Source organism: Azospirillum lipoferum, assembly GCF_024170005.1.
GTDB lineage: Bacteria > Pseudomonadota > Alphaproteobacteria > Azospirillales > Azospirillaceae > Azospirillum > Azospirillum lipoferum.
The window spans coordinates 389,448-416,104 of sequence record NZ_JALJXJ010000001.1 but is presented as its reverse complement, the minus strand read 5'-3'; the positions used below and the strand labels follow the sequence as shown (position 1 = coordinate 416,104).

Sequence of the window (26,657 nt, the reverse complement as noted above, 5' to 3'; positions counted from 1 at the left end):
GACCGGCACCGGACATGAAATCTCCCTCATCATCCGTGAGGGGACTCCGGCCAAGGGCTTCGACGGCGGACCGCGGGAACAGGATGGGGTGGCGGGACGTTCCCCCACGATGGACGACGCCGACGGCAAAGACGAAAGCTCCCGGCCAACCACCTCCGATCCTGCCGCCTCCAATCAGGCGCTTCGGCTGACTGCGGAGGAGTTGGCCTTCCTGCTGCGTGACCCGATGCTGCGGGCGCGGGAGGCGGAGCGTGCCGCCCGTTCCAATCGCCGCCGGACCGAACGGCGGGCGGCAGACCCCGCCTATGCCGAGCAACTGCGGGCCGGAGAGCGCGAACGCCAGCGTCGCCGCCGCCGCCGCGACTCCATTGGCCGGCCCGAGGCGCCGGAACCGCCGGCCATTCCCCTACCCGACCTGACTGAAGCGCAGGCGGCTGCCCGGCTGACCGATCATCTCGATCGCAGCCCCTCCGCCCGGGCGGCACAGCTGCGCGGACGGCCCGACCGCATCCGGCTCTATGCCGAGGCCTTCGTCGCCTATCGCACCTTGTCGGCCGGCGGCGTCCGCCCGACCCGCGGGGCATTGGCCGCCCTGCTGAAATCCCGCTTCGGCCGCAATGTCACCCCGTCCCAGGTCCAGAAGCTGCGCGACCATGTTGAGGGCTTCGCCGCCGCCGGTGGTCCCTGGGCCATGGCGACTTCCCACCCGTCCGGCGCTGCCCGAACGAGGAACACCGGGAAGGCCGATACGGATAGTCACGCACCACGGCCACCCAGACCCTGATTCCCCCTTGCCTGGGGTCAGTTAACGGCCGGCCGATAAGGTTAATTATGTATTAATGATCGTCTGGCCAACGATACCGCCCGGCGTGATCGGGTGGGCGGCGCGTGACTTGGTGTATCGACCTTACGAACAGAAAGATTTGCAAGGCTCAGTCGAATATTAATTACAACCAGAAGCTTCTTGACTACCATTTGTGGCGGTGCAAACCCCATCCGTTCTCGAATGCGGAATTTCTGTAAACAAAAAGCTGTCGACCCAACCAATGGGTGAGTCGAAAGACTCGGAGATTTCCACAAAACGATGAGGGCAGGGATCGGATAGAGCCTTGTCGCAATTGGCCCCCGCCATTGGTCAATTAATACAAAGCTGTAACAGGACAACTCCTACGAATGCTGAGACAGCACCAATGCCTATCGGAATATGACAGCCACACGTCAATATTCGAAAGTTTTCTCTTGAATCGCATCAAAGAATGTGTAAACAATCTTTTCATTCTCGCAAAGAGAGGCTGCGAAAGACTGGGCATCGGAGACCAATGGACATGAGTGAGCCGACGGCGCGCAAAAGAGGACGACGCGGATCGCCGGAATCCTGGTCTGTGGACGCCCATGTCGGGCAGCGCGTGCGGATGCGCCGGACCCTTCTGGGCATGAGCCAGGAAAAACTGGGCGAGGCGATCGGCCTGACCTTTCAGCAGGTCCAGAAATACGAACGCGGTTCCAACCGCATTTCGGCAGGGACCTTGTATCGCCTGAGCCAGGTTCTGGACGTTCCTGTAAGTTTCTTTTTCGACACCTACAACGACGCCGACAGCACCCGCCGTCCGCGCGGCGGCTTCGAGGAGTCGGACGATATCGACAGCCAGATCAGCCGACGCGAAGCGCGGTTGCTGCGCTTGTGGCGTGCCGCTCCGTCCCATGTGTCGGACGAGATGCTGTCTCTGCTGTCGGCCCTCTCGCCCGAAATCAAGGAACCGCCCGAAGGCCCCGGCGAGGGTGAAGACGGCGAACCCGACGCCTCCCCGTCGTCGGGAAGCCCGCAGTCATCCGCCGGGAGCGGAAGCAGCCTCGCGGGCAGCGAGATCGTCGCCGCCGGTCTGGATGGGGAAAACATCCGCAAACCCGGTCGTCCGGTACGCAGCGATTCTCCGCGGGTTAAGCCGGTGAAGGCGGCCGATCCCTCCAGCCAGAACAAGGCGCGCCGCCGTCACGGCGCGGTTTGGGACCCGACCGACATCCTGCGCGCATCGAAGCCGTCCCCCCGGAACTGACCCCGGAAACTGATTCTGGCCGTTGCCACCAGATCAGCATCGACGATGCTGCGGTTTGGCAAGGCGCACATGAAAAGGCTCCGCATCGGACAATGCGGAGCCTTTGCTTTGCCGTTCGCTTCACCGCGCCCTGACGGACGCCCGCAGCTTACCAGCTGCGGACCGGACCGACGTCGAGATGGACGAAGCCACTGCGCGGGTAATAGCCGACGCCACCGGACTGCATCGCCTTCGCCGTGTCGGAGATGGCACGCAGCTGCGTATCGGGCAGGCGGATGTCGATGGCCATGCCGCGGGTGTGATAGCTCTCCTTCGCGACGCCACGCGACCGGCGTCGCGCCATCGCGTTGGTACGGCGGGAGCGGTAGCCGCAGATCACCTCGAACGGATCATCGGAGCCGACGCTCTGGTGAACACGGGCGAGCAGATCGAACAGGCGCGGATCGTAGTGGCAGACCTGTTTGGCGCGGTGGTCGCGCAGAAGCACGTCCAGCTTCCGCAGCGCGTCCGGCTTGTAATTGCCGTCGGCCCAATAGACGCCATCGAACCGTTCCTGCGTGTTGATGTTATGCAGGCTGATGCGCCGGATGCTGCCGGCCAGAGGGGCGGCCTCGACAGATCCCGATCCCAGAAGGACTGGCGCCGTCGCCACACCCGTCACCACGCTGGTGGCGACTCCCGTCATCATCCCGGATGCGGCCGGAAGAGCCGCCGATACCGCCGCCGCGGCAAAACCCAGGAACCCGCGCCGCCCGATGGCCGGAGCGGCACGCTCTTCATCCCCCAAATGCATCCCCGAACCTCGTCGTCTTACGTTTTTGGCCGTTCTACGCTGTGGCCGTTCGGCGTTTGGCGGGTCGCGCAGCGCCCGCGGTGGTATTATGAACCTTATGACCAACGCTGATCCGAAGCGTCCCGTCTGGTGTGAATCGTCTCCGGACGGATATTCGTATAGGGAAGGTCATCGGCCGAGGCAATCAAAAAATTTCGCAGTGTGACCTTCTTGCATAGGCAGGTCATAGGACGGCGGCAGGAAAATCACACCGGAAGAATGATCGACGGGATTTCGCGCCGCGCGCCTCGCCTTCCATTATTGCGTTGCATAAATTGATCGGAAGGGCAGCCGTTCTTCCATTCCGATGGTTCGCCAGCCCACGAGAGACAGAGGGTTCCGTCATGACCGCATCCACCGACCTCCGCAAGCCCCGCAAGCTGGCCATGCTGGCGCTGACCGCCGCATCGGCGCTGGCGCTGTTTGGAGCCGGGCCGGCGGACGCCCTGCCCTACCGCGACACCTTGACCCAGTGGGCCGACCGGCTGGATGCCGCCGCGGTGGAACTGGACCGCGCGCCGGTGCAAACCTCCACCCGGATTGGCGAAGGCGGGCTGATGAAGCTGGGCAGCAGCGGCGAGCGTGTCGGTCGGCTGGCGCAGCGGTTGGTCGAACTCGGCCTGCTGCCGGCCGACAAGGTGTCGGAGATCTTCACCACCGACATCGACCACGCGGTGAAGGCCTTCCAGATCGCCCAGCGGATGAAACCCGACGGGCTGATCGGCGCCGGCACCCGGGCGGCACTCGACCGCACGCCGACGGAAGCCGCGGCGCTGATGCGGCAGAGCGCCACCGCCATGCGCAGCTTCCGCGACACGGCACCCGACAATGTCCTGGTGGTGAACCTGACCAACCAGACCACCACCCTGGTCCGCGGCGGGGAGGAGGAACTGACGATGCGCGCCATCGTCGGCCGGCCGTCGCGCGAGACGCCGCTGCTGACCGACCGCATCACCCACGTCATCGTCAACCCGACCTGGACGGTGCCGCCCACCGTCCTGAAGGAAGACAAGCTGCCCAACCTGCGTGCCAAGGGCACGCCCGGCATCCAGAACGCCATCGTCTATCTCGACGGGCAGGAGGTGGCGCCGGAAACGGTCGACTGGCACGACGTCACGCCGGGCCGAGTCCGCATCGTCCAGCAGCCGGGCGACCACAATGCGCTCGGCCGCTTCCGCTTCAACCTGACCAATCCCTACGACATCTACCTGCACGGCACCAACGAGCCGCGGCTGTTCGCCCGCGAGTTGCGCTCTATCAGTTCCGGCTGCGTCCGTCTGGAGGATCCGCGCCGGCTGGCCGAACTGCTGTTGCAGGGCAGCACGGTCACTCCGGCGCGGATCGACCGCATGCTGGACAAGCCGCAGCCGCAGTGGATCAAGCTGCCGACGCCGATGCCGGTGCAGTTCGTCTATTGGATCGCGACGGTGGAGGCCGATGGTGCGGTCCGGCTGCATCCGGACATCTATGACCGGTTGGACGACGCGCCGGCCGCCGTATCCGCTCCGGCCCCGCTGCCCAATACCGTTCCAGCCGCCATGCCTGCCGCCGCTCCAACCACTACGCCGGCCACGGCGCCGGTTGCAGCACCGCCTGCCGTCGGGCAGCCCGACGCCGGCCGTGCCGCCATGCCGCTGAACAGGAGCACGGCGGATAAGGCAGCCGACAAGTCCAGCGTCTGACGGGAGAGAAGACCCGGCGCCCGCCTTAAGCCCGGCGCCGGGTCTTCTTGCTGCGGTTGGGCGGCACGGCGGTGGAGGCTGCCTCTTCCGGCGTCGGCCAGACGTCGCGGTCGCCACGCATCGGAATGCCCATCTCGTCGCCCTGGTCGGCCAGCCCCGGCTGTTCGCCCTGGTTCGCAATGCTCAGCACCGGCTCGACCGGTTCGGTGCGCATCGCAGTCGCTTCCGGACCGCCGGCCGGGTTGGGTTTCAACGTGTCGCGGTAATTGTCCTGGATCGCGATCTCCTCGCTGGCCAGTTCCCAATGGGCTTCGGAACGGCCCTCCGGCCGGCCTTCGTGTTCCCAGATCTCATGTGCGCGCCGACGGATGCGGCTTTCCAAATCCTCGGCCATACGGGTCTTCTCCTTCACGGGTGGGCCTTGCAGAGGGCGGCAGCGGCGGCGCGCGGCAGCAATGGCCGCCCCGGTCCGTCCCGCCGGTTCCCTAATGAACCCCGCCGCTCCCCCGCCGGTTCCGGAGCGCGTCCGCTCTTAACCTCCGGGCCACTCTCGCCCGCCACCGTTTCCGAACGGCAACGCCCCTGTGAAAAGCGGCGGAGCTGCCACAATTCCGCCGCTTGTCGTTTGAATTAGCCCTATCGTGATGATATTGCACCGCCATCAACCGGCGGTCCGCAGATAGTGGCTGGGCCAAGCGACGGGACCGATATGTTGCGCATTTTCTGGCCGAATGCCGCTTCCACCAGCACCCGCCCCAGGGCGGCCGATACCGTCGGAGGCCACGGCGACGCCCTGGTCTCGCTGGGTCGTCGCGCGAGCGTGCTCAAGGGCGCGTTGCTGGCCTGCGTCCTCGGCCTGAGTGCACTGCCCTCCGTCGCTGCCGAACCTGCTGCCAAGCGCCCGCCCGCTGCGAAGGTGGAGACGAAGCCGGCCACTCCGGCGCGAACCACCTCCCCTGCCGCTGCCACTCCGGCCACGGCCGCTGCCCCGGCGCCCAACAGCCCGCTTCTGCAACTGGGCATCTATTCCGGCGACGGCGACGCCTGGCTGAGCTGGAAGAATTTGCAGCAGCGCGAACGTGACCTGACGGCCGGGCTGACCGCTTCGGTCATGCCGTTGGACGGGAAGACCGGCGCCGGCGTTGCGCTCTACGCCCAGGTCGCCAAGGGCACGGACGCACGAGCGCTGTGCCGGCGGATCGTCGGCGCCGGTTTCGGCTGCCTCATCGTCGACCGCCCGGCACCGGCCGAAAAGCTGGCGGAGAAAGGGGCAACAGCCAGCGTCGCCGCCCCAGCCGCACCAGCGGCAGCTTCCGCGACCACTCCGGCGGCATCCCCCGCAGCAGCGAAGCCGCCGGCGGCGGCTGTCGGCACCGCCCCCGCGTCGGTTCCCGCATCAGTCCCCGCATCACCCCCAGCATCACCCCGGGCGCCGGCCGATGCCAAGGCGCAGCAACCGGCCGGCAACCGCGAGATGGTGACGACCACCACCTCCTCCGTCCTGGCGCCGATCGGTTCGGCCGTCGCCGCTCCGCTGGCCCCCCCGCCACCGCCGTCGGTGGCGGCCGCCACGCCGCCGGTGGACGGGCTGATCATCTACAACGAGGAAGACGCCCGCACGATGGCAGACATCGAGCAGCACAGCCGCCGCAAGGGCCGGCTGCGCTCGGTGATGCCGGATTCGCGCTATGACGTGATGCCGGCGACATTGAAACGGGAGAACTGGAACCTCTGCGCCCTGACCTTCGACGACGGGCCGCACCGCACGGTGACCCGTCAGATCCTGGACATCCTGAACCAGGAAGGCGTGCGCGCCACCTATTTCCCGGTCGGCCGCATCGCCGAGCGACAGGGCGACCTGATCCATGATTTCGTCGCCAGCGGACACGAGATCGGCAACCACAGCCTGACCCATTCCGATCTGCGCAAGATGGACGCGGCCGGCGCCCGCTATGAGATCGCCGAGACCAACCGCATCCTGCGCAGCTTCGGCGCCAACCCCGTGCTGTTCCGCCCACCTTACGGTCGCTATTCGGACGAGCTGCTGACCATCGCGCGGGAGGAGCATATGGGCTCCGTCCTGTGGTCGATCGACACGCGCGACTGGCAGGTGCGCAACGCCGACAAGATCGTCAGCCAGATCAAGCTGGGCGGCCTGCCCGGCAACGTCTTCCTGATGCACTCCACCTATCCCAGCACGGCACAGGCCCTGCCCCGCGTCATCGCGGAACTGAAGGCCAAGGGCTGCGAATTCGTCACCCTGTCGGAATGGCTGGAGCGGGCGCGCGTCCTGGCGCTGCCGAAGATCGTCAATGCCGGCATGCCCTCGCCGGCCGTGGACGAAGCGGCCGGTCGCCAGTAAAGCTTACCGTGCGGCCTTGCCGTCCTGCTTCTTGCGGTTCTGGGCGTACTGGCGGATCACTGCCTCGACCTCCGTCGGCAGGATGCTCCAGGCTGCACCGACTGTGTCACCCTTGATCTCCACCACCGAAACGGTCGCGTTGAAGGTGAATTTGCCGGCGGCATCGTCGACGCGCACCGACACCTTGGCGTTCTGTCCGACTACTAGAGACCCGTCGAAGCCGCGGGCGACGAAGCCCTTGGGTGTCAGCGACAGGATGGGAAAGCTCTTTCCGTCGCACTGGATCACGCTGACCGGCGTGCGGCCGGCCGGCTTGGCCGCCTTCTTGTCGGCCACCGCCACCTTCAGGAAATCGAAAAGCCCCATTCCGTGCTCCCGGAAAGCCGCCGCCGACCGGCAGACGGAAGGGCGAACGCCGCCCTCACCCGCGATTAAACGCAGGCACGCTCCGCGTAGCAACGGAATCCTTTATTTCAGCGGCGGCGGGAGCCCTGTCCACCCCCCTGCGCACCGCTCTGCATGGCGGCCCAGGCCCGTTGCGCCCGCCTGACGGACAGCAGGGTGAATGGCAGCAGGGTGACGAGGACCACCGCCATGCCGACCATCACCGACAAAGCCCCCAGCGCATCGGAGGCCGGAAGCCGCGCCATCAGACCGGCCAGAAGATGCAGGATCAGCGCCCCCAGCACCGACGCACCCAGCAGCGGACCGACCACCCCAGGCAACCCGCCCAGGAAGCCGCGGGGTGGGCCTTCGGCTGACTTGGCGGCGACATCGCCGTCCACCCATCCGGACCGCACCGCCGGATACGGCATGCCGGCGACGCCTCGCACTACGCTCCGCATTGGCACCTCCGCTCTGGCTGTTTCCCCGCAACTCCGTACGGTCGCATTGAACCGGTGCATTTGGCGACTCAGTGGGGTTACCGAAGGAATCGGTGCTGGAACTATAGGATGCTTTCTCCGGTCTGGCTAAAATCCAATACGGTTACCCCCTTGCGCAGACCACCTCCCGACTCTCCACCCAAAGTACAGGCACCGAACGTACAGGTTTGGGGGCTGGGCACGGCGGAGGCTATGGCCGCGGGTCAAACCCGCAGTCTCCACAGAGGTTGTGGATAACTGTGTGGGCAAGCCATTGGCAGTCCCGATTCGCTCTAGGCGATTCAAGGGGCCCACTGTGTTTGCCCAAAAATCAGGCAATAGGCGCAACCACCTGATTTATAAGAAAAATCGCGTTCTCCCAGCTGCCAAGGCTCCGGCAGCGTGTCAACTGAAATCTGTCACATTCTGCCCGACGCTTCGATTTCACACCCTGTTGTGCCCTGTTGACAACTGCCCCCAAGGGCATTGCACCATCGTTGCGGGTGGGGTGACATCCGTCGGCCGCCCTATGACCTTCGAGGAGGCCACCTCCGCAACCGCCCGCGCTGCTTAGCTTTCCGTCTTCACCCAGCAGCGCAGGACCTCCGCCACGCTCCAGGCCTGGGAGATGCAGCCGCGCGGGGTAAAGGGCGCCTCGGCGTCGAAAATCTCGCTGATGGTGCCGATGCCAGCCTCGTCGAGATGCGGCAGGAACCCCTCCAGCAACCGGCGCGCCCCCTCCTTGTCCTCCGGGTGCAGCTTCAGCCACGCATCGACATAGGGGCCGATCAGCCAGCCCCAGACGGTGCCCTGGTGATAGGCGGCGTCGCGTGCCCGCAGATCGCCGAAATACTTGGCCTTGTAGTCGCGGCAGCCCGGCGCCAGCGACCGCAGCCCGACCGGGGTCAGCAGGCGGCTGCGCACCGTCTCCACCACCGGCTCCCACCGCTCGCGCTCCAGCACCGGATGATCCAGCGAGACGGCGAAGATCTGGTTGGGCCGGCAGGCGATGTCGTCGCCATGCTCGCCGTCCACCACGTCGAACAGATGCCCGGCCGACGGACACCAGAAGCGCGCGTTGAAGGAGGCGCGCGCCTGGTCGGCCAGTTCGACCAGCGGGCGGGCGGCGGCCTCGCCATCCTCCTCGCGCAGCCAGCCGGCCATCAGCCGCAAGGCATTGTGCCACAGCGCGTTGATCTCCACCGCCTTGCCCCGGCGCGGCGTCACCACCCAGTCGTCGACCTTGGCGTCCATCCAGGTCAGCTGGTAGCCCTCCTGCCCCTGGCGCAGCAGCCCGTCCCTGGGATCGACGCCGATGCCGAAACGGGTACCGCGGCGGTGGAAGTCGATCACCTCTCGCAGCTTGGGCAGCAGCAGGCGCAGCGTGTCGCGCTCTCCCGTGGCGCCCAGATAGCGGTGCAGCGCGTGGAAGAACCACAGTGTGGCGTCGGCGGTGTGGTACAGCCCGCGGTCCTTGCCGTCGGGGAACATGTTGGGGATCAGGCCGTCTCGGATGTAATGGCCGAAGGTGTGCAGGATCCAGCCGGCCTCCAGATGCCGCCCGGTGGCGAGCGTCAGCCCTTCCAGCGCGATCATGGTATCGCGGCCCCAGTCGGTGAACCAGTGGTAGCCGGCGATGACCGTCCGCACCTCGTCGCCCTCCGCCCGCGCCCGCATCTGGTCAGCGACCCGGCCGGCCGGCACGAACAGAAAGCTGTCGGCGGACAGCACCAGCTCGGCCATCGCGCCGTCGCGCAAGGATGGGTGGGCGTTCTGGATGATGCGGCGGCGGCGTTCGGCCTCGAACCCCAGCACATCGGCGGGCGGCAGGGCTTCCAGCCGCCACCAATCCTCGGTCGCGGCGGCGAAGGTAATGCTCTGGCCCGCCCCTACCTCGCCGCTGAAATAGCCGGGCGTCCACAGCGACCCGCGCGATTGATAGCCGCGCTCGTCCTCCACCCGGTAATAGACGTCGCGGCGGATGCCGCCGTCGAGTGTCATCGGGAAATCGCCCCCCTCGATCGCCATGCGCAGCACCGGCAGGTCGGGTCCGGCCGACACCTCGTAGCGCTGCTCCGCCGCGGTGATGCGATAGGCGCCGGCCAGCGGCCGGTCCACCGCCGATTCCAGCGTGCGGAAGGCCAGCACAGGACGCAGCCGCAGTTGAACCGGCGCCTTCGCCTCCATCACCCGGTAGGTGACATGGACGATGTTCTGGCCGTGCGGCAGGACGACCTGCTTTTCGATCACCGCCCCGCCGGCGCGGAAGCGCCAGACCGGCAGCCCGGTCTCCATGCGGAACTCCTGCAAGGCAGCGGTCTGCCCCTCCTCCCCCGCTTCGCCACCCGACGGGTCGCCACCCGTATCGCGGCAACTCAGCCGGTAATGGTGACCGTCAGCGTCGATGACCACGTCGCTTAGCTGGCTCAGCATCAGCACGCGGCCGAGCGGCGCCGGCAATGCGGCGATCAGCAGCCCGTGATAGCGCCGCGTCACCGCCCCCGACACCGATCCGGAGGCATAGCCGCCAAGCCCGTTGGCGACCAGCCATTCGCGGGTTTCGGCGCCGTTCGGACCGGTGTTCAGGACCTCGCGCGACAGGGTGCGGACGAAATCAGCCATGGTGACCTACGCTCAGCTATCGGTTTCCGACCTTTGGGAAACCATGATGACCGGGGTTGTGTTGCCTCCGGCATCGTCGCTTTTCGTCGGAAAATCATGCGCCGGCCCCAGAACCAGCGCCGCATGGCCGGGCAGCCGCCAGGATCCGTCCGGCCGCTCCACCGGCGCGGTGCCGCAACCGCCATAGGCAGGATCCTCGCTGGACCACAGCACCGTCCAAGCCCCATTCAGTGGCGGCGCCAGCAGCGGATCGGCCAGCGCGCGCAGAGTCAAATCGCGCCCCAGATTGACCAGCACCAGCCGGTCGTCGCCCTCCTCTTCCCCGAAGAAGCGCAGGACGAAGGCTTCCTCACCCAGCACCGCACCGTCCAGCCCGCCGACGCGCTGGGCGGCGAAGACCGCATCCTCGCGGCGCAGGCGCAGCAGGTCGCGGTGCAGCGCCCGGACAGGTGCATTCACCTCCCGCTCCCGGTGGTCGAGCTTGCAGCGGGTGAAGCTTTCCTCCGCATGCGGCTTGGCAAGCCCCGCTCGCATCGACGGTTCGGCAATGCTGGGGAACTGCGCCAGGAACTCCGCCCTGCCCTTCTCGACCAGGTCTGCCAGCTCCGGCTTGTGGTCGGCGAAATAGAGGAAGGGGGCGCTGGCGGCGAACTCCTGCCCCTGGAACAGCATCGGCGTGCCGGGACCCAGCAGGATCAGCGCCGTCATCGCCCGCAGCCGCCCGGGCGTGGTCAGTGCATGCAGCCGCAGGCCACGGGCGGAGTTGGCGATCTGGTCGTGGTTCTGCAGGAAGTTGACGAAGGCCGACCGCGACATCCCGAAGGCCGGCATGCCGCGCCGCTTGCCCTGCCAGCGATACCACTGCCCCTGATAGAGGAAGCCGTGCTTCATCGCCGACACGAATTCCTGCGGCGTGCCGCGATAGTCGGTGTAGTAGGCCTCCGTCCGCCCGGTCAGCGCCACCATCGCCGAATGGTGCAGGTCGTCGTTCCAGATGGCGCAAAGGCCGCAGCCGCCCTGCTCGGCCGGCTTCACCATGCTGGCCTGCTGCGGCTCGTTCTCTCCCACCAGAATGGTGGCGCGTCCGCCGGCGGCCTTGCGCACGGCATGCGAGATCTCAGTCAGGATGTGCGGCTTGCCCTGCGCTTCGCTGCCGTCATGGATCGACTGGGTGGCATCCAGCCGCAGCCCGTCGAGATGATACTCCTCGATCCAGAAGGCGGCGTTGGTCAGGAAGAACTCCCGCACCGGTTCCGAATTGGGACCGTCGAAGTTGATCGCCTCGCCCCACTCGTTCTTGTAGCGGTCAGTGAAGTAATCCTCGGCGAAGCATTTCAGGTAATTGCCGTCCGGACCGAAATGGTTGTAGACGACGTCGAGGATGACGGCGAGCCCCAGCCCGTGCGCCCCGTCCACGAAGCGCCGCATGGCGTCGGCATCGCCGTAGAGCCGCGTCGGTGCGAACAGGTTCACCCCGTCATAGCCCCAACCGAATCGGCCGGGAAACTCCGACACCGGCATCACTTCCAGCACCGTCACGCCCAGTTCGGCCAGCGCCGGCAGTTCCATCAGCGCGGCGTCCCAGGTGCCTTCCGGCGTGAAGGTGCCGATGTGCATCTCATAGATCACCTGCCCCCGGATGGCGCGACCCTGCCAACCCTGGTCGGTCCAGGCGAAGCGATGCGGATCGACCAGTTGCGACGGTCCATGCGGCCCCTCCGGCTGGAAACGCGCCGTCGGATCGGGATAGAGCATCTCCTTGCCGTCCAGCCGGAAACGGTAAAGTCCACCCGCCTCCAACCCCGGCACGGCGGCGGAGAAATAGCCGTTCCCCTCCCCCTCCAGCGCCGTCGCCCGTCCATCCGGTTCGGCGACGAGGTCCACCCGCCTGGCTTTGGGCGCCCAAACCCGCGCGTGGGCGCCACCGGGCAGCAATTCCACCCCGATGGGCCAACGGCGTTTGACGGTGGCCTGCGCCTGTTCGACAGGCGGGACTGCGGCGGTGATCTTCACAGCGTCTGGCCCCCGGTGAGTGATGCGGACTTACCCTGCGGGTATGGTCAACAGAGGCGGGGCGGCGTGGTCACGCGGGTTCGGAAAATTGTTTCGAAGCCTATGGATTTGGCAGGCCGTGGGGTGATGCCACCCACCCTCACCGCTTGCCGTTGAGGACGAAGCCGCCCCCGGTGATCTCCATTTTGGCCATGTCGAGCCCCATGCGCTGCGCCCCCTTGGCAACGGCGGCGCGGACCTGCCGCATCCGCGCGGGATTGCGCTTGGCCTGCTCCACCGCGCCGTCGATCAGCGCCGTCTGGACCAGCAAAGCTTCGGCAAGCTCCTGCTTCTCGGCATCGGATGCTCTGGTGGGACTGCCGGCGCCGTTCAGTGCACGGGCGGCTTGGGCGCGGACGGCGGCGTACATGTCGCGGCCCAGCGTATCGTTCTCGCCACGCGTCGCCTGCCACGCGGTGATCCACCACAGCGCATAGGCGTCCGCAAGATTGTCGATCCGCAGGCCGACGGGGGCGATCAGAGCCCTGATCCGCTCGATGACGTCGCCCTCCGCGAACAGCCGTTGCAGATCGGCGGCGCCGTTCGGATCGACCGCCCGCGTCCGTTCGACGAACGCGGCGAGGTTGGCGCTGCGCCGCGCCTTCGAGGGCGTGTAGCCCAGCCGAGAGACGTCCAGCGGCGGCATTTTGCGCCGCGCGTCCTCATTCCTGAGTTCACGCAGATGGCTGCCGAGGATGTCGGTCTGGGCGACGGACGGAACAAGGATGGTCCATGACCACCCGTCGCTGATGAACTGCTCGGCGGCCACGTCGCTCCCGCCCAGCGCGACGGCCAGCGCCATGGCACTCAGAAGCTTCCTCATCCCACCTTCCTCTCCCAAAGCACGAAAAGGGAAAGCGGACGATATGCCGCTTTCCCTGGGAAGAGACCCCATGGGGGTAACATCGTGGGGTAAGCTCGCCCCTTCAGACGCGCTCGCCGAAGCTCCGCGCCGCGGCGTCGATCACCAACGGATGGGCGCGCAGCGCAGTCAGCGCCGCTTCGACCTTGTCGTCGGTGACCTCCAGAGTCACCACGACGTCGGAGCGGTCGCCACGCTCGGCATCCCGCTCCTCCCGCCCCCGCTGCACGACGTTGCCGAAGCGGTCGCGCAGGTTGCCGACGATCTCGGCCTCCACGCCCCGGCCCCGTTCGGCGGGATAGGCATAGACCAGTTCCATGGCGGCTCTCCCTTTCTCGCTAACTTTGGGGGGCGAAGACGACGCGCAGGCAGTCGTCGGCCTTCTCCTTGAACATGCGGTAGGCCTGCGGACCGTCGTCCAGCGGCAGCCGGTGCGTCATCAGATAGGACGGGTCCAGGTCGCCGTTGCGGATGTGCTCGAACAGCCGCTCGGCATAGCGCTGGCCGTTCTGCTGGCCCATCCGGAAGGTCAGCCCCTTGTTCATCGCCGCCCCCATCGGGAATCTGTCGATCAGCCCGCCATAGACGCCGACGATCGACAGGGTACCCCCCTTGCGGCAGCTCTCGATCATCTGGCGCAGCACCGCCGGCCGGTCGGTCTGCAAACCGACAGCCTGTTTCGCCCGGTCATACAGATCCTCCACCGCGTTCGACGCGCTGTCGGCCTCCATGCCGACGGCGTCGATGCACACGTCGGGACCGCGCCCGCCGGTCATCGCCTGAAGCGCGTCGAAGATGTCGACGCGGCTGTAATCCAGCGTCTCCGCCCCCGCCTTCATCTGGGCGGCGCGCAACCGGTCGGGGAAACGGTCGATGGCGATCACCCGCTCCGCCCCCAGCAGGTAGGCGCTGCGGATCGCCATCTGGCCGACGCCGCCGCAGCCCCATACCGCCACCACGTCGCCCGGCCTGATGCCGGCCATGTCGGCAGCCATGTAGCCGGTCGGAACCGCATCGGACACGAAGACCGCCTTCTCGTCGCTGATCCCCTCCGGCACCCGGAAGGCGTTGAAGTCGGCATAGGGTACGCGGATGTATTCGGCATGGCTGCCGGCATAGCCGCCGAAGGCATGGCTATAGCCGAAGATCCCGGCCCCGCAATGGCCGTAGGCGGTGCGGGCATAGTCCGGGTTCGGGTTGGAGTTGTCGCACAGCGAGCTTTCGCCGTGCCGGCAGTGCCCGCAATGGCCGCAGCCGATGATCGACACGGTGATGACCCGGTCCCCGCGGTTCAAATAGCGGACCTCCGGCCCCTTCTCCACGATCTCGCCCAGAAACTCGTGGCCGATGATGTCGCCGGGTCGCATGGTCGGCACATAGCCGTCGATCAGATGCAGGTCCGACCCGCAGACCGACGACAGCGCCACCTTGACGATCACGTCATGCGGATTGACCAGCACCGGGTCGGGCACGCGCTCCACCCGCAGGTCGTTGGTTCCGTTCCAGCAGAGCGCCTTCATTCCGTCGCCTCCCGGAAAGAGCCGGAGGTTCCTCCGCGCGGCTGGCGTTCGATGGTGGACAGCTCGCCCGTCTCCACCCGCTGCTTCAGCCGGCGCAACGCCTCTTCTGCCTGCCCTGCCGGCGTGGTGCCCAGGAGTGTCGCCACCTCGGTCGCCGGCACGCGGTAGACCAGGGTCAGCCGCACCTCGGTCCCACGGTCGCCCGGCGCCGGGCTCAGCATCAGCGAGGCTCGGTGCGGCAGCGCTGTCTCGCCCACCGTATGCCAGGTCAGCAGCCGGTCCTCGTCGACGCGGTCCAGCACGCAACGCCAGTTCAGCAACTCACCTCTGGATTTGGCGATCCAGTTGCTTTCGGTCGCCGACAGCACGTCGACCCGCTCCAGCTGCGGCATCAGCTTCGGCAGGTTGGCGAAGTTGCGCCAGAAGCGGAAGATCGTCCCGGCATCCGATGCGATGGTGACCACCGCCTGCGTCCGTTCCGGCGTCAGCGACCGGCGGCGGGTGGCCGAACCATGGCTGCGCCATGCGCCGGGATTGGGCGTCGCAGCCAGCGACCGCTCGCCGAAGGGCCGCAGCCCCAGCGCACCGGCGGCGAACAGGCCTGCACCACCCAGCGCCATCATCGCCCCGCCCCATCCCGACCGCCGCAATCCCAGCACGCCGAGCGCCGTGCCGCCGACCATGGCGAGCCAGCGGCCACCGGTCGCGGCATCGCCCGATCCGATCCCGGAAGGAAAAGAGTCCGGCTGCGGCCAGCGGCCCCGCCCGGTCAAACTGTTCGACGCCATCGCCGCTCCTTTCCCGTCTGTGCAAAGACCATGGACGAAGAACAGCCGGGTTGCGGCTTCGTTGCCTCACCGACCGTGGTAAGCGGCAACCGCAGGGCGTCTGCGCTGTTAGCCTTTCCAGCAGCAAAGATCGGAAGGGAGAATGGCCGTGCCTCTTCTGGATGCCACCATGGGCATCGCCGACGCCGAAGGCATTCGGCCGGTGACGCTGGAGACCGACCGCGGCCCGGTCCAGTCGCGCTACTACGTCGTGCCGGGCGGCGAACTGGCGGTGCTGTGGGTCGGCGGGGTCGGCGGCGGCTTCGACTCGCCGGCACGCGGGCTCTATCCCCGCCTCGCCGCGGATCTCACCGCCGACGGCGTCGCCTCGCTGCGCCTGCGCTTCCGCGATCCGCGCGACCTGGAAGAGGCGGTGTACGACGTGCTGTGCGGGCTGAGCTTCCTCGGCCACCAGGGCATCCACCATGTGGCGCTGGTCGGCCATTCCTTCGGCGGCGCGGTGGTGATCCAGGCGGCGGCGTCGAACCGCGGGGCGGTCTGCACCGTGGTCACGCTGGCGACCCAGGGCTACGGCACCGACCCAGTCGGCGACCTGTCCTGTCCGATCCTGCTGGTCCACGGCGAGGCGGACGAGATCCTGCCGGCCAGTTGTTCCATACACGTCCACCGCAAGGCGCGCGACCCGAAGAAGCTGGTCCTGGTTCCCGGCACCGGCCACGCACTGGAAGAGGCGTCGGAGGCGGTCTGCCGCGAGGTGCGCGATTGGTTGAAAGCGTATTTGCTGCAACGATAAGGGGCGCCACCGGCGCCCCCCTACTTCCCCTCAGCTCTCCTTCGCCTTCTGCGTGTCGCTGATCGGCTGCACGCCGGCAGGATGGTCCTGCTGCTGCTGTTGAGGTTGCTGTTGCTGTTGCTGCGGTTCCGGCGGAGCCTCGCGGCGCGGCGGGCCGGCCTTCACGTCCTGATAGACCGCCTTGGCGATCTCCAGCAGCTCCTCCTTCGACAGACGGCCGGCCAGCGCATAGGCCAGCGGCCCCTCGACCCAGTAGAAGGTGGCGACGTCGCCGTTCTGGGTGAAGCTGAAGTTGGACTGGTTGCCGCTCTGGGGGGCGCCGACGAACAGGGTGATCCGCTTGTTGGCGTCGTTGGCGTACATGTACTGCGCGCCGGCACCGAGGTCGGTCGGCAGCGACCGGCCACCGATCAGGCGATAGCCGACGCGGCCCAGGTCCGGACCGAACACGTCGCGGCCCATCCGCTTGGACAGCCAGCCGTTCAGTTCGTCCTGATTATCGGCGCCAAGCTCCACCTGGAAGCGTTCGTCGGAGGTGTAGAAGCGGTGGGCCTGCGTCGCCTCCTGGGCAAAGGTGGCAAGCGTCTGGCGCTGCTGGGCGACGGGGGTACCGGCCTGCTGGTCGACGCCGCGGCCCATCCAGCCGCCGGCCGCACCGGCGACCACCAGCATCACCGCCGCGGCGAAGCGCACCAGCGGGCGGGCATGCCAAGCCGGACGGTTGTCGTTGAAGGCGATGCGCCCCTTCAGCCGGTCGGACAGCTCCTGGACCCTGTCGCTCGGCGGCTCGCGCAGGACGGTGTCGAACATCTCGTGCAGCAGCATCGCCTGGGCGCGGTAATCCTCCGCCCGGCGCGATGCCTCCGGATCCTCGACCAGCCATCGCTCCACCGCCAGACGGCGGTTGCCGTCCAGCTGCCCATCGACATAGGCGTGGAGTTCGTCCTCCGTGACCCGTCCCATTCCTTGATGCGCGTTCATCACTTCACCCGCCGGAGGGTGACGCCACCCTCGTTCGCCAGTTTCGCCCGCACCGCCTCGCGTGCCCTGGACAGGCGCGACATGACGGTCCCGATCGGCACGCCGAGCATGTCGGCGACCTCGTCATATTTCAGGCCCTCCAGCGCCACCAGAAGCAGCACCTTGCGCTGTTCCTCCGGCAACTCGTCGACCGCGCGCATCATCTCGCGCAGTTCGACACGCTCTTCCTGCCGGGCCGGGCTGACCAGCTTGGATTCGACGTCGTCAACGTCGACCTCCTGCGGCCGGGCGGCCTTGGAACGGACCTGATTGACGTGGACGTTGTGCAGGATGGTGAAAAGCCATGCCCGCAGGTTCGTCCCCGCCTGGAAGCTGTCGGCACGCGCCACCGCGCGCGTCAGCGCTTCCTGCACCAGATCCTCCGCATCCGCGCTGTTGCGCAGCAACGCACGCGCGTAGCGCCGCAAGGACGCGATGTGGACTTCCAGATCGACCCCGAATTTGCTCAACCGCGCACCCGATCCTTACCGATCACGCCACGGCTCACGCCATGGCCTCCCCCCTCCTCCCGAAAGGACGGACGGGACGACACGGCGCCGCAACTCCAGGGCCGGGCCGGCTCATTCGGCCCTGCGGCCGATGGGGAGACCCGATGCATATGGGTGCGAACGCGCGCCGCGCATCCTTTATTCCAGACTTTATGAGGCTTGCAGCAAAATTTGTGCGGTACGGTCAGGCTTGTGCCGAAAAGGCTTCAGAGCGGCTCCGTCAGTTGTCCGCCAGCACAATCCGTCGCTCCGCCAGCGCAGCCAGATCTGCCCGCAGCCGCTCCACAGGCCCCGACCAGTCGCCGGGAGCCGTCTGGCGGTAGAGCCGCGCCGTCGGATACCAGGGCGACTCCTCCCGCTCGCGCAGCCAGCGCCATTCCGACCCGGCATGCAGCAGCACCGACACCGGCCGTCCCAGCGCACCGGCCAGATGGGCCATGAAGGTGCAGGAGCTGACCACCACATCCAGCTCTCCCAGGGCCGCCGCGGTGTTGTCCATGCCCTGCAAACTGTCACCCCAATCGACCGTAGCGGCGGGCAGCGGAAACTTGGCCATGTCGTCGCGCCCCTGCCCGAACTGGAGCACCACCGCTGTCGTTCCCGGAATACCGAATAGCGGCAGCAACGGCTCCAGCCTGGGGGAGCGGACGCGGTCATACCGGAAGTGCACGGAACCGGCCCAGACGATGCCGATCTTCAGCCCCCTCAGCCCGGCGGCTCTCCCGGCCCAAAGATCCCTCGCCGCCTGCGAGGCGCGCAGATAGGGAATGTCTCCGGGAATGCTGTCCAGATCGGTTCCCATCCGATGGACAAGGCTCATCACATGGGCGTGCATGTCGTAGGGTGGCAACTCCTCGTCATAGCCGAAGGCGGCGTCGACGATCCCGGACGACCGGAGCAGCCCCAGCAGGCTTTCCTGACCGCAGAACAGCACCCTCATTCCCTGTGCCCGCAGAATCGGCGCGTACCGGATGAACTGGATCGCATCCCCTATTCCACGGTCGGCATGGATCAGCAAGGTCGCCCCCGGCCGGATCCGGCCATCCCAGTCCGGTCGGTCGAAACGACGCGGCGGCTGGAACAGCGGCAACCGCAACCTCTCCTCATAGAGCGCCGCGCCCTCGCGAACGCGGCCCATCAGCATCAGCGCACTGCCCTGCCCGACCGGCGCCTCGGCCAATGCCGGGTCGAGACTGCGGGCATGGGCAAATGCCGCCACTGCCGCTTCCGCCCGATGCCGTTGCAGGTGTGCAAATCCCAGATTGCTCCAGCTCGCCGGATCGGCCGGGTCGAGCACCAGCGACCGGCAGAGCGCCGGTTGCGCCTCCTCGATCCGCCCCGCCTCGACCAGTTCCGCCCCCGCAGCGGCCCAGGCCGGCGCCGTGCCGCGAAGCCGTGCCAGCCGGGTCAGTTCCGTCGCCGCCTCCGGCATAGCCTGCCGGCGCAGGGTTTCCGCCAGATTGTTCAGGCTGCGCCCATGGTCGGGCGCCAGCAGCAGTGACATCCGGTAAAGCGGCAGCGCCGCCGGAATATCGCCATCCCCAAGCCGCAGGTCGGCAAGATCGCACAGCAGGTCGGGCGTCAGCGCACCAGCCTGCGCCGCAAGATGCAGCACGGCCGCCGCCTCCCCGGCCCGGCCCAGCCGCTTCAGGCAGGCTGCGAGATTGCGGGCATAGGCGGGGTTGCCCGGCGCACAGCACAGTGATCGGCGAAATGGCGCCAGCGCACCCACCGCATCGCCGCTGCCGATGGCCGCCACGCCCAGGATGCTCCACCCGTCGCCGCACGCCGGGTCGAGCGCCAGAGCCTGCCGCAGCGCCCTGCGCGCCGCCGCCGGTTCCCGCCGCTGCAACGCCGCCGCAGCCGATTGAATGAGGGGAAGAACGTCACCCACGACCAAGACCCCCGATCAGAGTATTGAGCCGGTCGGGAGAGGTTGGTGGGCCCGGCCGGATTTGAACCGACGACAACACCGTTATGAGCGGCGGCAAAGTACCCGGACAGCGCCGGAAACGCCAGGGTTTCTCAACGTAGCGCTCAAGATGTGAATCGGCATTGAATAAGGGCTCTGTCGCAGATTTGATGGTGCGGACCTCATCAGGGGCCGATGACGCGTGCCTGAAGGATGTCGAGTTTGCCGCGGCCATACATCTGCCGCTTCACCAGCTTGAGCTTGGTGATCTGCCCCTCGGTCTGGCCGTTGGACCACGGCAGAGTGATTGCCGCGATGACGGCGTTCCGGTCCTTGGCCATCCCATTGGCGAAGGACGCCACTAAACTTGCCTTGGCCCGCTGCAGCCAGGGCTCAAGTTCCTCGGCACTTTTCTTCCGGATCATCGATTGGAACGCCGCAACGATTTCACGCGCCGCGACCAGCAGCGGCACTCCGCCCTCAATCGCTGCGACCGTCACCGTCTCTGCTTTGGTCAGAACCTCGCGTCCGATGGTGAGCAAGCGCGCAATCGTCCCGAGAGGGCAGCGGGGCGGGAAGCGGCACGGGCGGCGTCTCGAGCAGGGGGAAGCGGGTGCGACAGGGTCGCCGCGGGGGGCGGCGGCGTCAAGAAAACAACCGCCGACAAGGGTCTCTTGGCGTTGTTTAGCTGACACCTATCGCGCTGTCCTCGGATAGCTAGACCTCATAATCGAGCTGGATAGTCGCTGTCCCATTGAATGCTCATAAAGAATAGCGGAACGGGACGGGTTAAAGGCAATGCGAAGTGCCTTACGGACATCCGTCTCGATCTTATCTCGTAGAAAAATTATTTCGGTATCCGTAATGTAATCAGTGAAGACATATGACTTATACCCGCCATTGGGCGCTCCTTTATAATAATCAGCGGTTTGAGTGAAATCGACCTTGATACTGTGAAGTCGGTCGCCGGTTTGCGGTTGAGTATAAGTCCAGACATCCGGCAGTTCCGGATGGGGCCTTGCATGATCGTAGTATGGCGTGCCGGGATAGGTCGTAATGATGGTACAGTCGAAATCCTCGACCTCCATGCGGATCAGCCAATCACGCACCGCCAACGCACTTTCTGCCGTTTCGCCCGGATGGCCAATCGACATCAGTGCCTTAGTCTTCAGTCCGTGTCGCTTGGCGATCTCCACGGCTCGGGTATTGTCGGCCAGGGTTGCCTTTTTCTGGATATTGGTCAGGATACGGGGATGTGCCGCCTCGAATCCGCAAAGAAGCCACCGGAAACCAGCACGGTACATTTCGGCTGCCTGCTGGTCGGTTAGCAGTTCTGCCTTGACGAAACCGCGCAGACGGAATTCGACTCCCAGCCGCTCCTGCAGAGCCGACAACTGTCTCATCAACTCGACCATGGTGCGACTGACATTCAATTCGTCGTCGTAGAACATGAACCCCGTATAGCCATGGGTCCGGTGTAGAAACTCGACTTCATCGACAATCGATCCGACCGTCCGTGTGCGGATGACCCGCAGGCTCCGGCTGTTGCGACCGCCGCAGAACCCGCATCCGAACGGGCAGCCGAGCTGTGCGATCAAGCTGGTGGCGGGGTGGCCCTCGATCCGGTAGCGGTAACTGTCCAGATCGACCAGATGCCGCGCGGGCAAGGGCGTACCCTCGTAAGTCTCGTCGTCCAGAAAATACTCTCCCGCCATGTCGTCACCGTCGACCAGCTTCGGAGCATCGGGTTGAATGGCCCGCAGGATCGCCAACTCGCCGTCACCAGCACATAGGATGTCAACCATCGCCTCCAACCGGCGTGCCGATTCAGCCGCCCGGCCGTCCTGTCGTCCGGCTTTGCTTTCCAGTTTCAGCGCCGAATAGGTGAGCGTGACGTGGGGGCCTCCTAATATAGTTCTGACGTCCGGCCGTTCCGTCCGTACGATACCGGCGATGATGGCAACTGCCGGCAATTGCGGGGTGGTTGCTGTGATGCCGAGGATTTCGATTTCTGCATCGGCGAGAAAAATCCGCAATGCCAACTCGAAATTTGCAACGCCGGAAAGGTCGAGCACGCTGACCTTGTGGCCATGCTGCTCCAGGACCGCAGCTACTTTAAGGATGCCTAGGCTGACGAAGACCCGTTCGTCCAACAGGAATGCGGAGGGTGGAATCACCAAGGCGACGGAACTGGGTCGTGCTCCCTGGTTGATCGCTTCCGCTCGCTGCAGAAAACGGGGCATGTCGTCTTATACTCGCTTTCAAAAGAGGAAACCCGCCTATTCGAAACGCGTTAACCCTAATACCGAATCGTCAATCGATTGTTAATGATATCGGCATCAATCATACCGTTCCCCTGAAGTTCTGAGGCCGTTGAGGAGCTGGAGGCGGATGTTAACAGAATCGGGCGTCAGCTTCGGCGATCCAAACACCCAAACAAAGCCGAGTGCGACCATGGATATCGGACTGTTCCGCTACAACACCCCGCCGACTTTTTGCAGCCACGCACTCGATTACAACGAAGATTATTATCGGCGGGCGGGGGTAAGCCGGATGCATACGCATGATCGTCTTGATCTGGATGGAATTCGGCCGGGAGATCTAGTTTTCATCAAAACCAATGCGCTTTCGGCCTTCTGCCAAGTCTTGCCGAAGCTGAAGGTTCCGATCGGATTGATCACCGGTGTCAGCGACATCTGCCCGCTCGATTACCGGTTCCTGATTGAAGACGATCGTATCGTTTCCTGGTGCGGGCAGTTCCTGCCCCAGTGGTCGGAGAAGATTCTACAGTACCCTTCGGGATTCGCCGAGAGGGAAAGGGACTGCGGAGACCAGCAGGCGATCCTCGACGCGGTCGGGGGAATGCCCTGGAGGGAGCGACCGATCGACATTCTGATGACACCGATGTCCCCCACTTCACCGGAACGACAGGATATCGTCGTGGACGGTGCTCATGTTTTGCGCGATCGACTGCCCTATCGCGACTATCTTCAACTGATGGCCCGGTCGAAGTTCGTTATCTGCCCGCGCGGCAACGCACCCGACTCCATCCGCCTGTGGGAGGCGCTGGCGGTGGGGGCTGTACCGATCACACGCACCGGGATCCTCGACCCGATTTACAGCAGCTTCGGCGCGATCATCGTTCAGGAATGGGAACAGGCGGCCGATGCAGCCCGGTCGGTTCCGACCGGCGAGCCGTTGCGCGCCTATGCCTTGCAATGCTTTGCCAACCGGACCGGACTGTTTTTTTCCAGCTATTGGCAGGAGCGGACACGAGAACATCACGCCCGTCTATTGGCTGCCCGCGTTTCCTGAAACCCCAGAATGGAGGATCGGACAATGACGAACCAGCCGCCCGAGGACCTCTTGCAGAAGCGGTTTCTGCCCTTGGGAACTCTGATCGTCGCCGCTGGGACGAAGGCTGAAGATTGGATTGGCAACTTGTCCGCCGACCGGGTGGTGGAAGTGCTGTCGCCGCCAGATGCGCTCGACCGCTGGGCAACCGACCGGTCCTTGCGGCACATTGACTGGCTGTTCGTGCATCGCGCCGGCGGTGCTCTGCAGATGCTGAAGGGCGCTGAAGACCTGCTGCGCTTGCGCAGGATCGACTTCATCCAGTTCGATCAGGAAGAGGCAGGTCTGGACCTGGAACGGATCTACGCCGTGTTGCAGGGTTACGGCTACAGCCTGTTCCGGTTCGCCAATCGGAACCTCGAATTCTGCCGCACGGCGCCGGTCGACGGAAATCCTGCTACCCACTTGGCAGTGGCTCCCCGCCATTGGAAGCGGCTGTTCGCACGCGATCAAAGCATGTTTCGCTATGCCGAACTGTTTCCACGCCACGGCGTGGAACCGCGCGGAATCGTCCACGTTGGTGCCAACGAGGGCCAGGAGTATGACGGCTATGTCGAGGCTGGCTGTCGCCGCGTCATCTTTATCGAAGCCGATCCGGACACTTTCGCACGGTTGCAGGAACGCTTTGCCGGCAACCCGGATGTCATATGCATTGAGGGCGCGGCATCGGATCGTCCCGGCCGTGCCACTTTCTCCCGGATGAGCGGCGGCATGTCGAGTTCCCTGCTAAATCCCCGCGATCATCTGGTCCTTTATCCGCACATCTCCCTCAACGGCACCATTGAGGTAACAACCGACACGCTTCCCGCAATCCTGGCGGCGCATGAGGTGGATCCGGCGGATTACAACGTGTTGGCAATGGATACCCAGGGAGCGGAACGGATGATCCTTTCCGGCTGCGGCACGCTACTGGCGCAGTTCGACGCGGTGGTGACCGAGGCGAACTACGCCGAACTGTACGAAGGATGCGGGCGTCTTGCAGATCTGGACGATCTGTTGGTCCCGCATGGCTTCGAGCGGGTCGAAGAGATCAGTCCGCATCACCATAGCTGGGGCGATGCGTTCTATGTGCGCCACCGGCACTCAATCCCATAGGACCGGCCCGGCCCAGGGATCGAAGGAAACCAACCGTCTCTTTTGGCGGTGGGGCCGGACCGTTATGGTTGCCCGCGCATTGAGCATCGCGGCGGTAACGGAGAAGGAGCTGTTGGATACCGCCAATGCGTCCGACTGGGACAGGATCCAGTGGTCGGTGAAGAATTCCGCTCCCGGGAGCGGAGTTGTCAGGTCGGCCGCCTGGAGGGGGGCATAACGGGTGAAACGGTCGACAAGGTGAGGCGCATCGGTCGCGATGTAGAGCACAGGGCGGTCGAGCCCCGACCAGATTCGCTCCAGCCAGTCAAGATACCAGCTTTCCGGTGCTATCCAGAACCGTCCGCCACCAAAATCGCCCCTGCGCAAATGGATGGCCACCACTGTCTGCCCACGTTCCCGGACCGCGGCCAGTGCAGCATCAGCGTGAGCTGCGACCGCGCCGACCGGTTGGAACCAATTCCGGATACGCTCGCGGAACGCCGCAAATGGCGTCGTGTCCCCACAGAAATAGCCAACGATATCGTGTCCGGCGCACCGATCCGGTGCGTGTCCTGCAAGTGCCGCGGCGAACTGACAATCATCCTCATGCAGGGTCGGCAGTATGGGGCCGGTCAGTGGGTCGTCAAAGCCATAGATCGACCGCCCGATCCATTCCGGTGTTTCCAGTTCCAGCCCGGTCCGCTCGGCGTAAGCCCGCAAGAAGGCGTATTGCAGCAGTTGATTACCGAACCGGCCAGCGTTGCCGATCCGACTCGCCATCAGCCGGGGACGCCCCACCGAGATGCGGGGGGCCGGGGGTGAGGCGACCGGCCGCAACAGCAACAGAGCCCGCCGGGTGAAAGAGGTTCCGAGTCCCGGAGCAGCAGCAATCGCTCTGTCGTAGGAAGCCAGTGCCAACACGGGCTCCCCCTCGGCTTCCAATGCCATAGCCTCGCCGAGTGCTCCACGGGGGTGGCCTGGAACGAGACACAACACCCGCCGGGCGCAGGCCAAGGCAGTTGCTGAATCCCCGGCTTGAAGCCTTGCCCGGCTCAGCGATGCCCAGCCTTCCTCATCCGTTGGCAGGGTGGCAAGGGCGAGTCGTAGGACTTGGATGGCTGATTGCGTCTTTCCCAAAGCATCGCGAACCCGGCCCAATTGGGCCAGGGCGAGCGGCTCGCCGGGGGTCAGGCGCAGGGCGCGCACCAGCGGCAGTTCTGCGGAAGTCAAGGCGCCGGTCTCGGTCAAAGCGGCACCCAGATTGATCAGCGGCATGGCGGACCCCGGATCCGAGATAACACCGAAGCGGCCAGTGGCGACTGCTGCTTTAGGATCCTCGGCAGCGAGCTGTGCCGCCCCAAGGTTCACCAGAGCAGCCATATCCACCGGTGCGCAGGTGACCGCGCGCCGTCCGGCCTGAACCGATTGGGCGCGGTCGCCTGCGCATCGCAGGATCAGGCAAAGGTTGCTCCAACCGTCGGGGTTCCCAGGCTCGAAAGACAAAAAATAGCGGTATGCGGTGATAACATGGCGATGCACAGCACCGCTTCGTTGCAACATCACCGCTGCGGCCCAGAAAAGTGAGGGGTCAGCCGGATTCACCGCAGCCGCGGCGGTGAATGCCTCAGCAGCGCCTGCAAAGTCTCCGATCGCCTCCAAGATCCCTGCAAGTTCGACATGAACCCGCTCGAGAGCTGGCTCGAGAACACCAGTTCGCATCAGCATATGGGCCGCATCCTTGAGACGGCCACACCGTTTCAAGGCGATGGCGTGATCAAAGGACGCGGCAAGATCGCTCGGAGCCAAGGCCAGGGCTCGTCGATACCGCAGAACAGCCTCGTCGAACCGGGCCGCATCAAATGACCGTTCGGCCAGCAGACGAGCCATCAAAGCGATTCGCTCCTCAGCTTCAGCCTGTCCCGCCTGGCGAAGCAGAGCGTGACCATAACTAATCAGAGCATCTTCATGCCGGCCAAGCGCGTCAGCAATCTTTCCGCAGTTCAAATGATATGGAGCCGGAGCAGGATTGATGGAAATGGCTTCCTTAATCCGAGCCAAGCCTTCCGTCATTCGGCCGGTCTGAGCCAATAGCAGGCCAAGAAGATGCAAGGCATCGGCTTGGTCCGGTACTGCGTCCAAAATACGCCCGTACAGGGTTTCAGCTTCGGTCAGCCGGCCATTCATATGGAGATTGAGAGCGGCTGAGAGTGCTTCAGAGAGAGATGCCAAGATATTTTCGTTTCTAATCATGAAATGAGGATATTTTACATATCTATGGTCTCTCATGCCAGCTTGATTTGCTATCCTTGTTTTTATTGGGAATATACTGACTTGGCTACCAGGGCATGGTTTAGAGCC

Annotated in this window: 21 protein-coding genes and 2 pseudogenes; 7 read left to right on the top strand and 16 right to left on the bottom strand. The window is 65.4% G+C overall.

What is annotated here, in order from left to right:
* Nucleotides 1-109 precede the first annotated feature (109 nt).
* Together J2848_RS02075 and J2848_RS02070 are read left to right on the top strand one after the other, a co-directional pair.
* The gene (locus tag J2848_RS02075) at nucleotides 110-784 is read left to right on the top strand and encodes a hypothetical protein (RefSeq protein ID WP_149230786.1); all 675 of its coding nucleotides are present in this window, start codon (nucleotides 110-112) and stop codon (nucleotides 782-784) included.
* Nucleotides 785-1,325: 541 nt separating this feature from the next.
* Nucleotides 1,326-1,578, top strand: a pseudogene (locus J2848_RS02070) (helix-turn-helix domain-containing protein); the annotation flags it as partial.
* 624 nt (nucleotides 1,579-2,202) lie between these two features.
* On the opposite strand, the gene mepK reads toward J2848_RS02070, so the two are convergent.
* Entirely contained in the window at nucleotides 2,203-2,847 is a 645-nt protein-coding gene (gene mepK / locus J2848_RS02065) for a peptidoglycan L,D-endopeptidase MepK (protein WP_149230785.1), read from the bottom strand.
* Between the two features lie 383 nt (nucleotides 2,848-3,230).
* On the opposite strand from mepK, the gene J2848_RS02060 reads away from it, so the two are divergent.
* A complete protein-coding gene (locus J2848_RS02060) occupies nucleotides 3,231-4,568 on the top strand; it encodes a L,D-transpeptidase family protein (RefSeq protein WP_149230784.1) in 1,338 nt (445 codons plus the stop codon).
* A 25-nt stretch (nucleotides 4,569-4,593) separates the two neighbouring features.
* Here the strand turns inward: J2848_RS02060 and J2848_RS02055 are convergent, their stop codons facing one another.
* Nucleotides 4,594-4,962: a DUF2934 domain-containing protein gene (locus tag J2848_RS02055; protein ID WP_149230783.1), complete on the bottom strand. Its 369-nt coding sequence runs from the start codon at nucleotides 4,960-4,962 to the stop codon at nucleotides 4,594-4,596.
* 315 nt (nucleotides 4,963-5,277) lie between these two features.
* On the opposite strand from J2848_RS02055, the gene J2848_RS02050 reads away from it, so the two are divergent.
* Complete coding sequence (locus tag J2848_RS02050; RefSeq protein ID WP_149230782.1) at nucleotides 5,278-6,930, top strand: polysaccharide deacetylase family protein; 1,653 nt, start codon at nucleotides 5,278-5,280, stop codon at nucleotides 6,928-6,930.
* A 3-nt stretch (nucleotides 6,931-6,933) separates the two neighbouring features.
* Here J2848_RS02050 and J2848_RS02045 read toward each other — a convergent pair whose 3' ends face one another.
* The 8 genes from J2848_RS02045 to J2848_RS02010 form a co-directional block, all read right to left on the bottom strand.
* The gene (locus J2848_RS02045) at nucleotides 6,934-7,296 is read right to left on the bottom strand and encodes a hypothetical protein (protein ID WP_149230781.1); all 363 of its coding nucleotides are present in this window, start codon (nucleotides 7,294-7,296) and stop codon (nucleotides 6,934-6,936) included.
* 107 nt (nucleotides 7,297-7,403) lie between these two features.
* Nucleotides 7,404-7,775, bottom strand: coding sequence for a hypothetical protein (locus J2848_RS02040; protein WP_149230780.1), 372 nt, complete (start codon nucleotides 7,773-7,775; stop codon nucleotides 7,404-7,406).
* A 588-nt stretch (nucleotides 7,776-8,363) separates the two neighbouring features.
* Nucleotides 8,364-10,415: an amylo-alpha-1,6-glucosidase gene (locus tag J2848_RS02035; RefSeq protein ID WP_149230779.1), complete on the bottom strand. Its 2,052-nt coding sequence runs from the start codon at nucleotides 10,413-10,415 to the stop codon at nucleotides 8,364-8,366.
* A gap of 12 nt (nucleotides 10,416-10,427) precedes the next feature.
* Nucleotides 10,428-12,428 (bottom strand): malto-oligosyltrehalose trehalohydrolase, encoded by a 2,001-nt coding sequence (treZ, locus tag J2848_RS02030; RefSeq protein ID WP_246193772.1) that lies wholly within the window; start codon nucleotides 12,426-12,428, stop codon nucleotides 10,428-10,430.
* A gap of 139 nt (nucleotides 12,429-12,567) precedes the next feature.
* Entirely contained in the window at nucleotides 12,568-13,290 is a 723-nt protein-coding gene (locus J2848_RS02025; RefSeq protein WP_149230778.1) for a DUF6683 family protein, read from the bottom strand.
* Between the two features lie 103 nt (nucleotides 13,291-13,393).
* Complete coding sequence (locus J2848_RS02020) at nucleotides 13,394-13,648, bottom strand: hypothetical protein (RefSeq protein WP_149230777.1); 255 nt, start codon at nucleotides 13,646-13,648, stop codon at nucleotides 13,394-13,396.
* A gap of 19 nt (nucleotides 13,649-13,667) precedes the next feature.
* A complete protein-coding gene (locus tag J2848_RS02015; RefSeq protein ID WP_149230776.1) occupies nucleotides 13,668-14,849 on the bottom strand; it encodes a zinc-dependent alcohol dehydrogenase in 1,182 nt (393 codons plus the stop codon).
* Complete coding sequence (locus tag J2848_RS02010; RefSeq protein ID WP_149230775.1) at nucleotides 14,846-15,637, bottom strand: SRPBCC family protein; 792 nt, start codon at nucleotides 15,635-15,637, stop codon at nucleotides 14,846-14,848. The genes J2848_RS02015 and J2848_RS02010 overlap by 4 nt, the downstream gene beginning before the upstream one ends.
* 142 nt (nucleotides 15,638-15,779) lie before the next feature.
* On the opposite strand from J2848_RS02010, the gene J2848_RS02005 reads away from it, so the two are divergent.
* Complete coding sequence (locus tag J2848_RS02005) at nucleotides 15,780-16,430, top strand: alpha/beta hydrolase (protein WP_246193771.1); 651 nt, start codon at nucleotides 15,780-15,782, stop codon at nucleotides 16,428-16,430.
* Between the two features lie 30 nt (nucleotides 16,431-16,460).
* On the opposite strand, the gene J2848_RS02000 is transcribed toward J2848_RS02005, so the two are convergent.
* The 5 genes and pseudogenes from J2848_RS02000 to J2848_RS01980 form a co-directional block, all read right to left on the bottom strand.
* Nucleotides 16,461-17,393: an anti-sigma factor family protein gene (locus J2848_RS02000; RefSeq protein ID WP_253568562.1), complete on the bottom strand. Its 933-nt coding sequence runs from the start codon at nucleotides 17,391-17,393 to the stop codon at nucleotides 16,461-16,463.
* A 17-nt stretch (nucleotides 17,394-17,410) separates the two neighbouring features.
* Nucleotides 17,411-17,920, bottom strand: coding sequence for a sigma-70 family RNA polymerase sigma factor (locus J2848_RS01995; protein WP_149230772.1), 510 nt, complete (start codon nucleotides 17,918-17,920; stop codon nucleotides 17,411-17,413).
* 259 nt (nucleotides 17,921-18,179) lie between these two features.
* Complete coding sequence (locus J2848_RS01990) at nucleotides 18,180-19,853, bottom strand: tetratricopeptide repeat protein (protein ID WP_170307003.1); 1,674 nt, start codon at nucleotides 19,851-19,853, stop codon at nucleotides 18,180-18,182.
* 203 nt (nucleotides 19,854-20,056) lie between these two features.
* Nucleotides 20,057-20,425, bottom strand: a pseudogene (locus tag J2848_RS01985) (transposase); the annotation flags it as partial.
* A 141-nt stretch (nucleotides 20,426-20,566) separates the two neighbouring features.
* Nucleotides 20,567-22,114, bottom strand: coding sequence for a B12-binding domain-containing radical SAM protein (locus J2848_RS01980; protein WP_149230770.1), 1,548 nt, complete (start codon nucleotides 22,112-22,114; stop codon nucleotides 20,567-20,569).
* A 211-nt stretch (nucleotides 22,115-22,325) separates the two neighbouring features.
* On the opposite strand from J2848_RS01980, the gene J2848_RS01975 reads away from it, so the two are divergent.
* Nucleotides 22,326-23,186 (top strand): hypothetical protein, encoded by an 861-nt coding sequence (locus J2848_RS01975; protein ID WP_170307002.1) that lies wholly within the window; start codon nucleotides 22,326-22,328, stop codon nucleotides 23,184-23,186.
* Nucleotides 23,187-23,210: 24 nt separating this feature from the next.
* Nucleotides 23,211-24,320, top strand: a complete 1,110-nt coding sequence (locus tag J2848_RS01970) for an FkbM family methyltransferase (RefSeq protein ID WP_149230768.1) — start codon at nucleotides 23,211-23,213, stop codon at nucleotides 24,318-24,320.
* On the opposite strand, the gene J2848_RS01965 is transcribed toward J2848_RS01970, so the two are convergent.
* Complete coding sequence (locus J2848_RS01965) at nucleotides 24,309-26,585, bottom strand: tetratricopeptide repeat protein (RefSeq protein WP_246193770.1); 2,277 nt, start codon at nucleotides 26,583-26,585, stop codon at nucleotides 24,309-24,311. The genes J2848_RS01970 and J2848_RS01965 overlap by 12 nt on opposite strands.
* Nucleotides 26,586-26,657 lie beyond the last annotated feature (72 nt).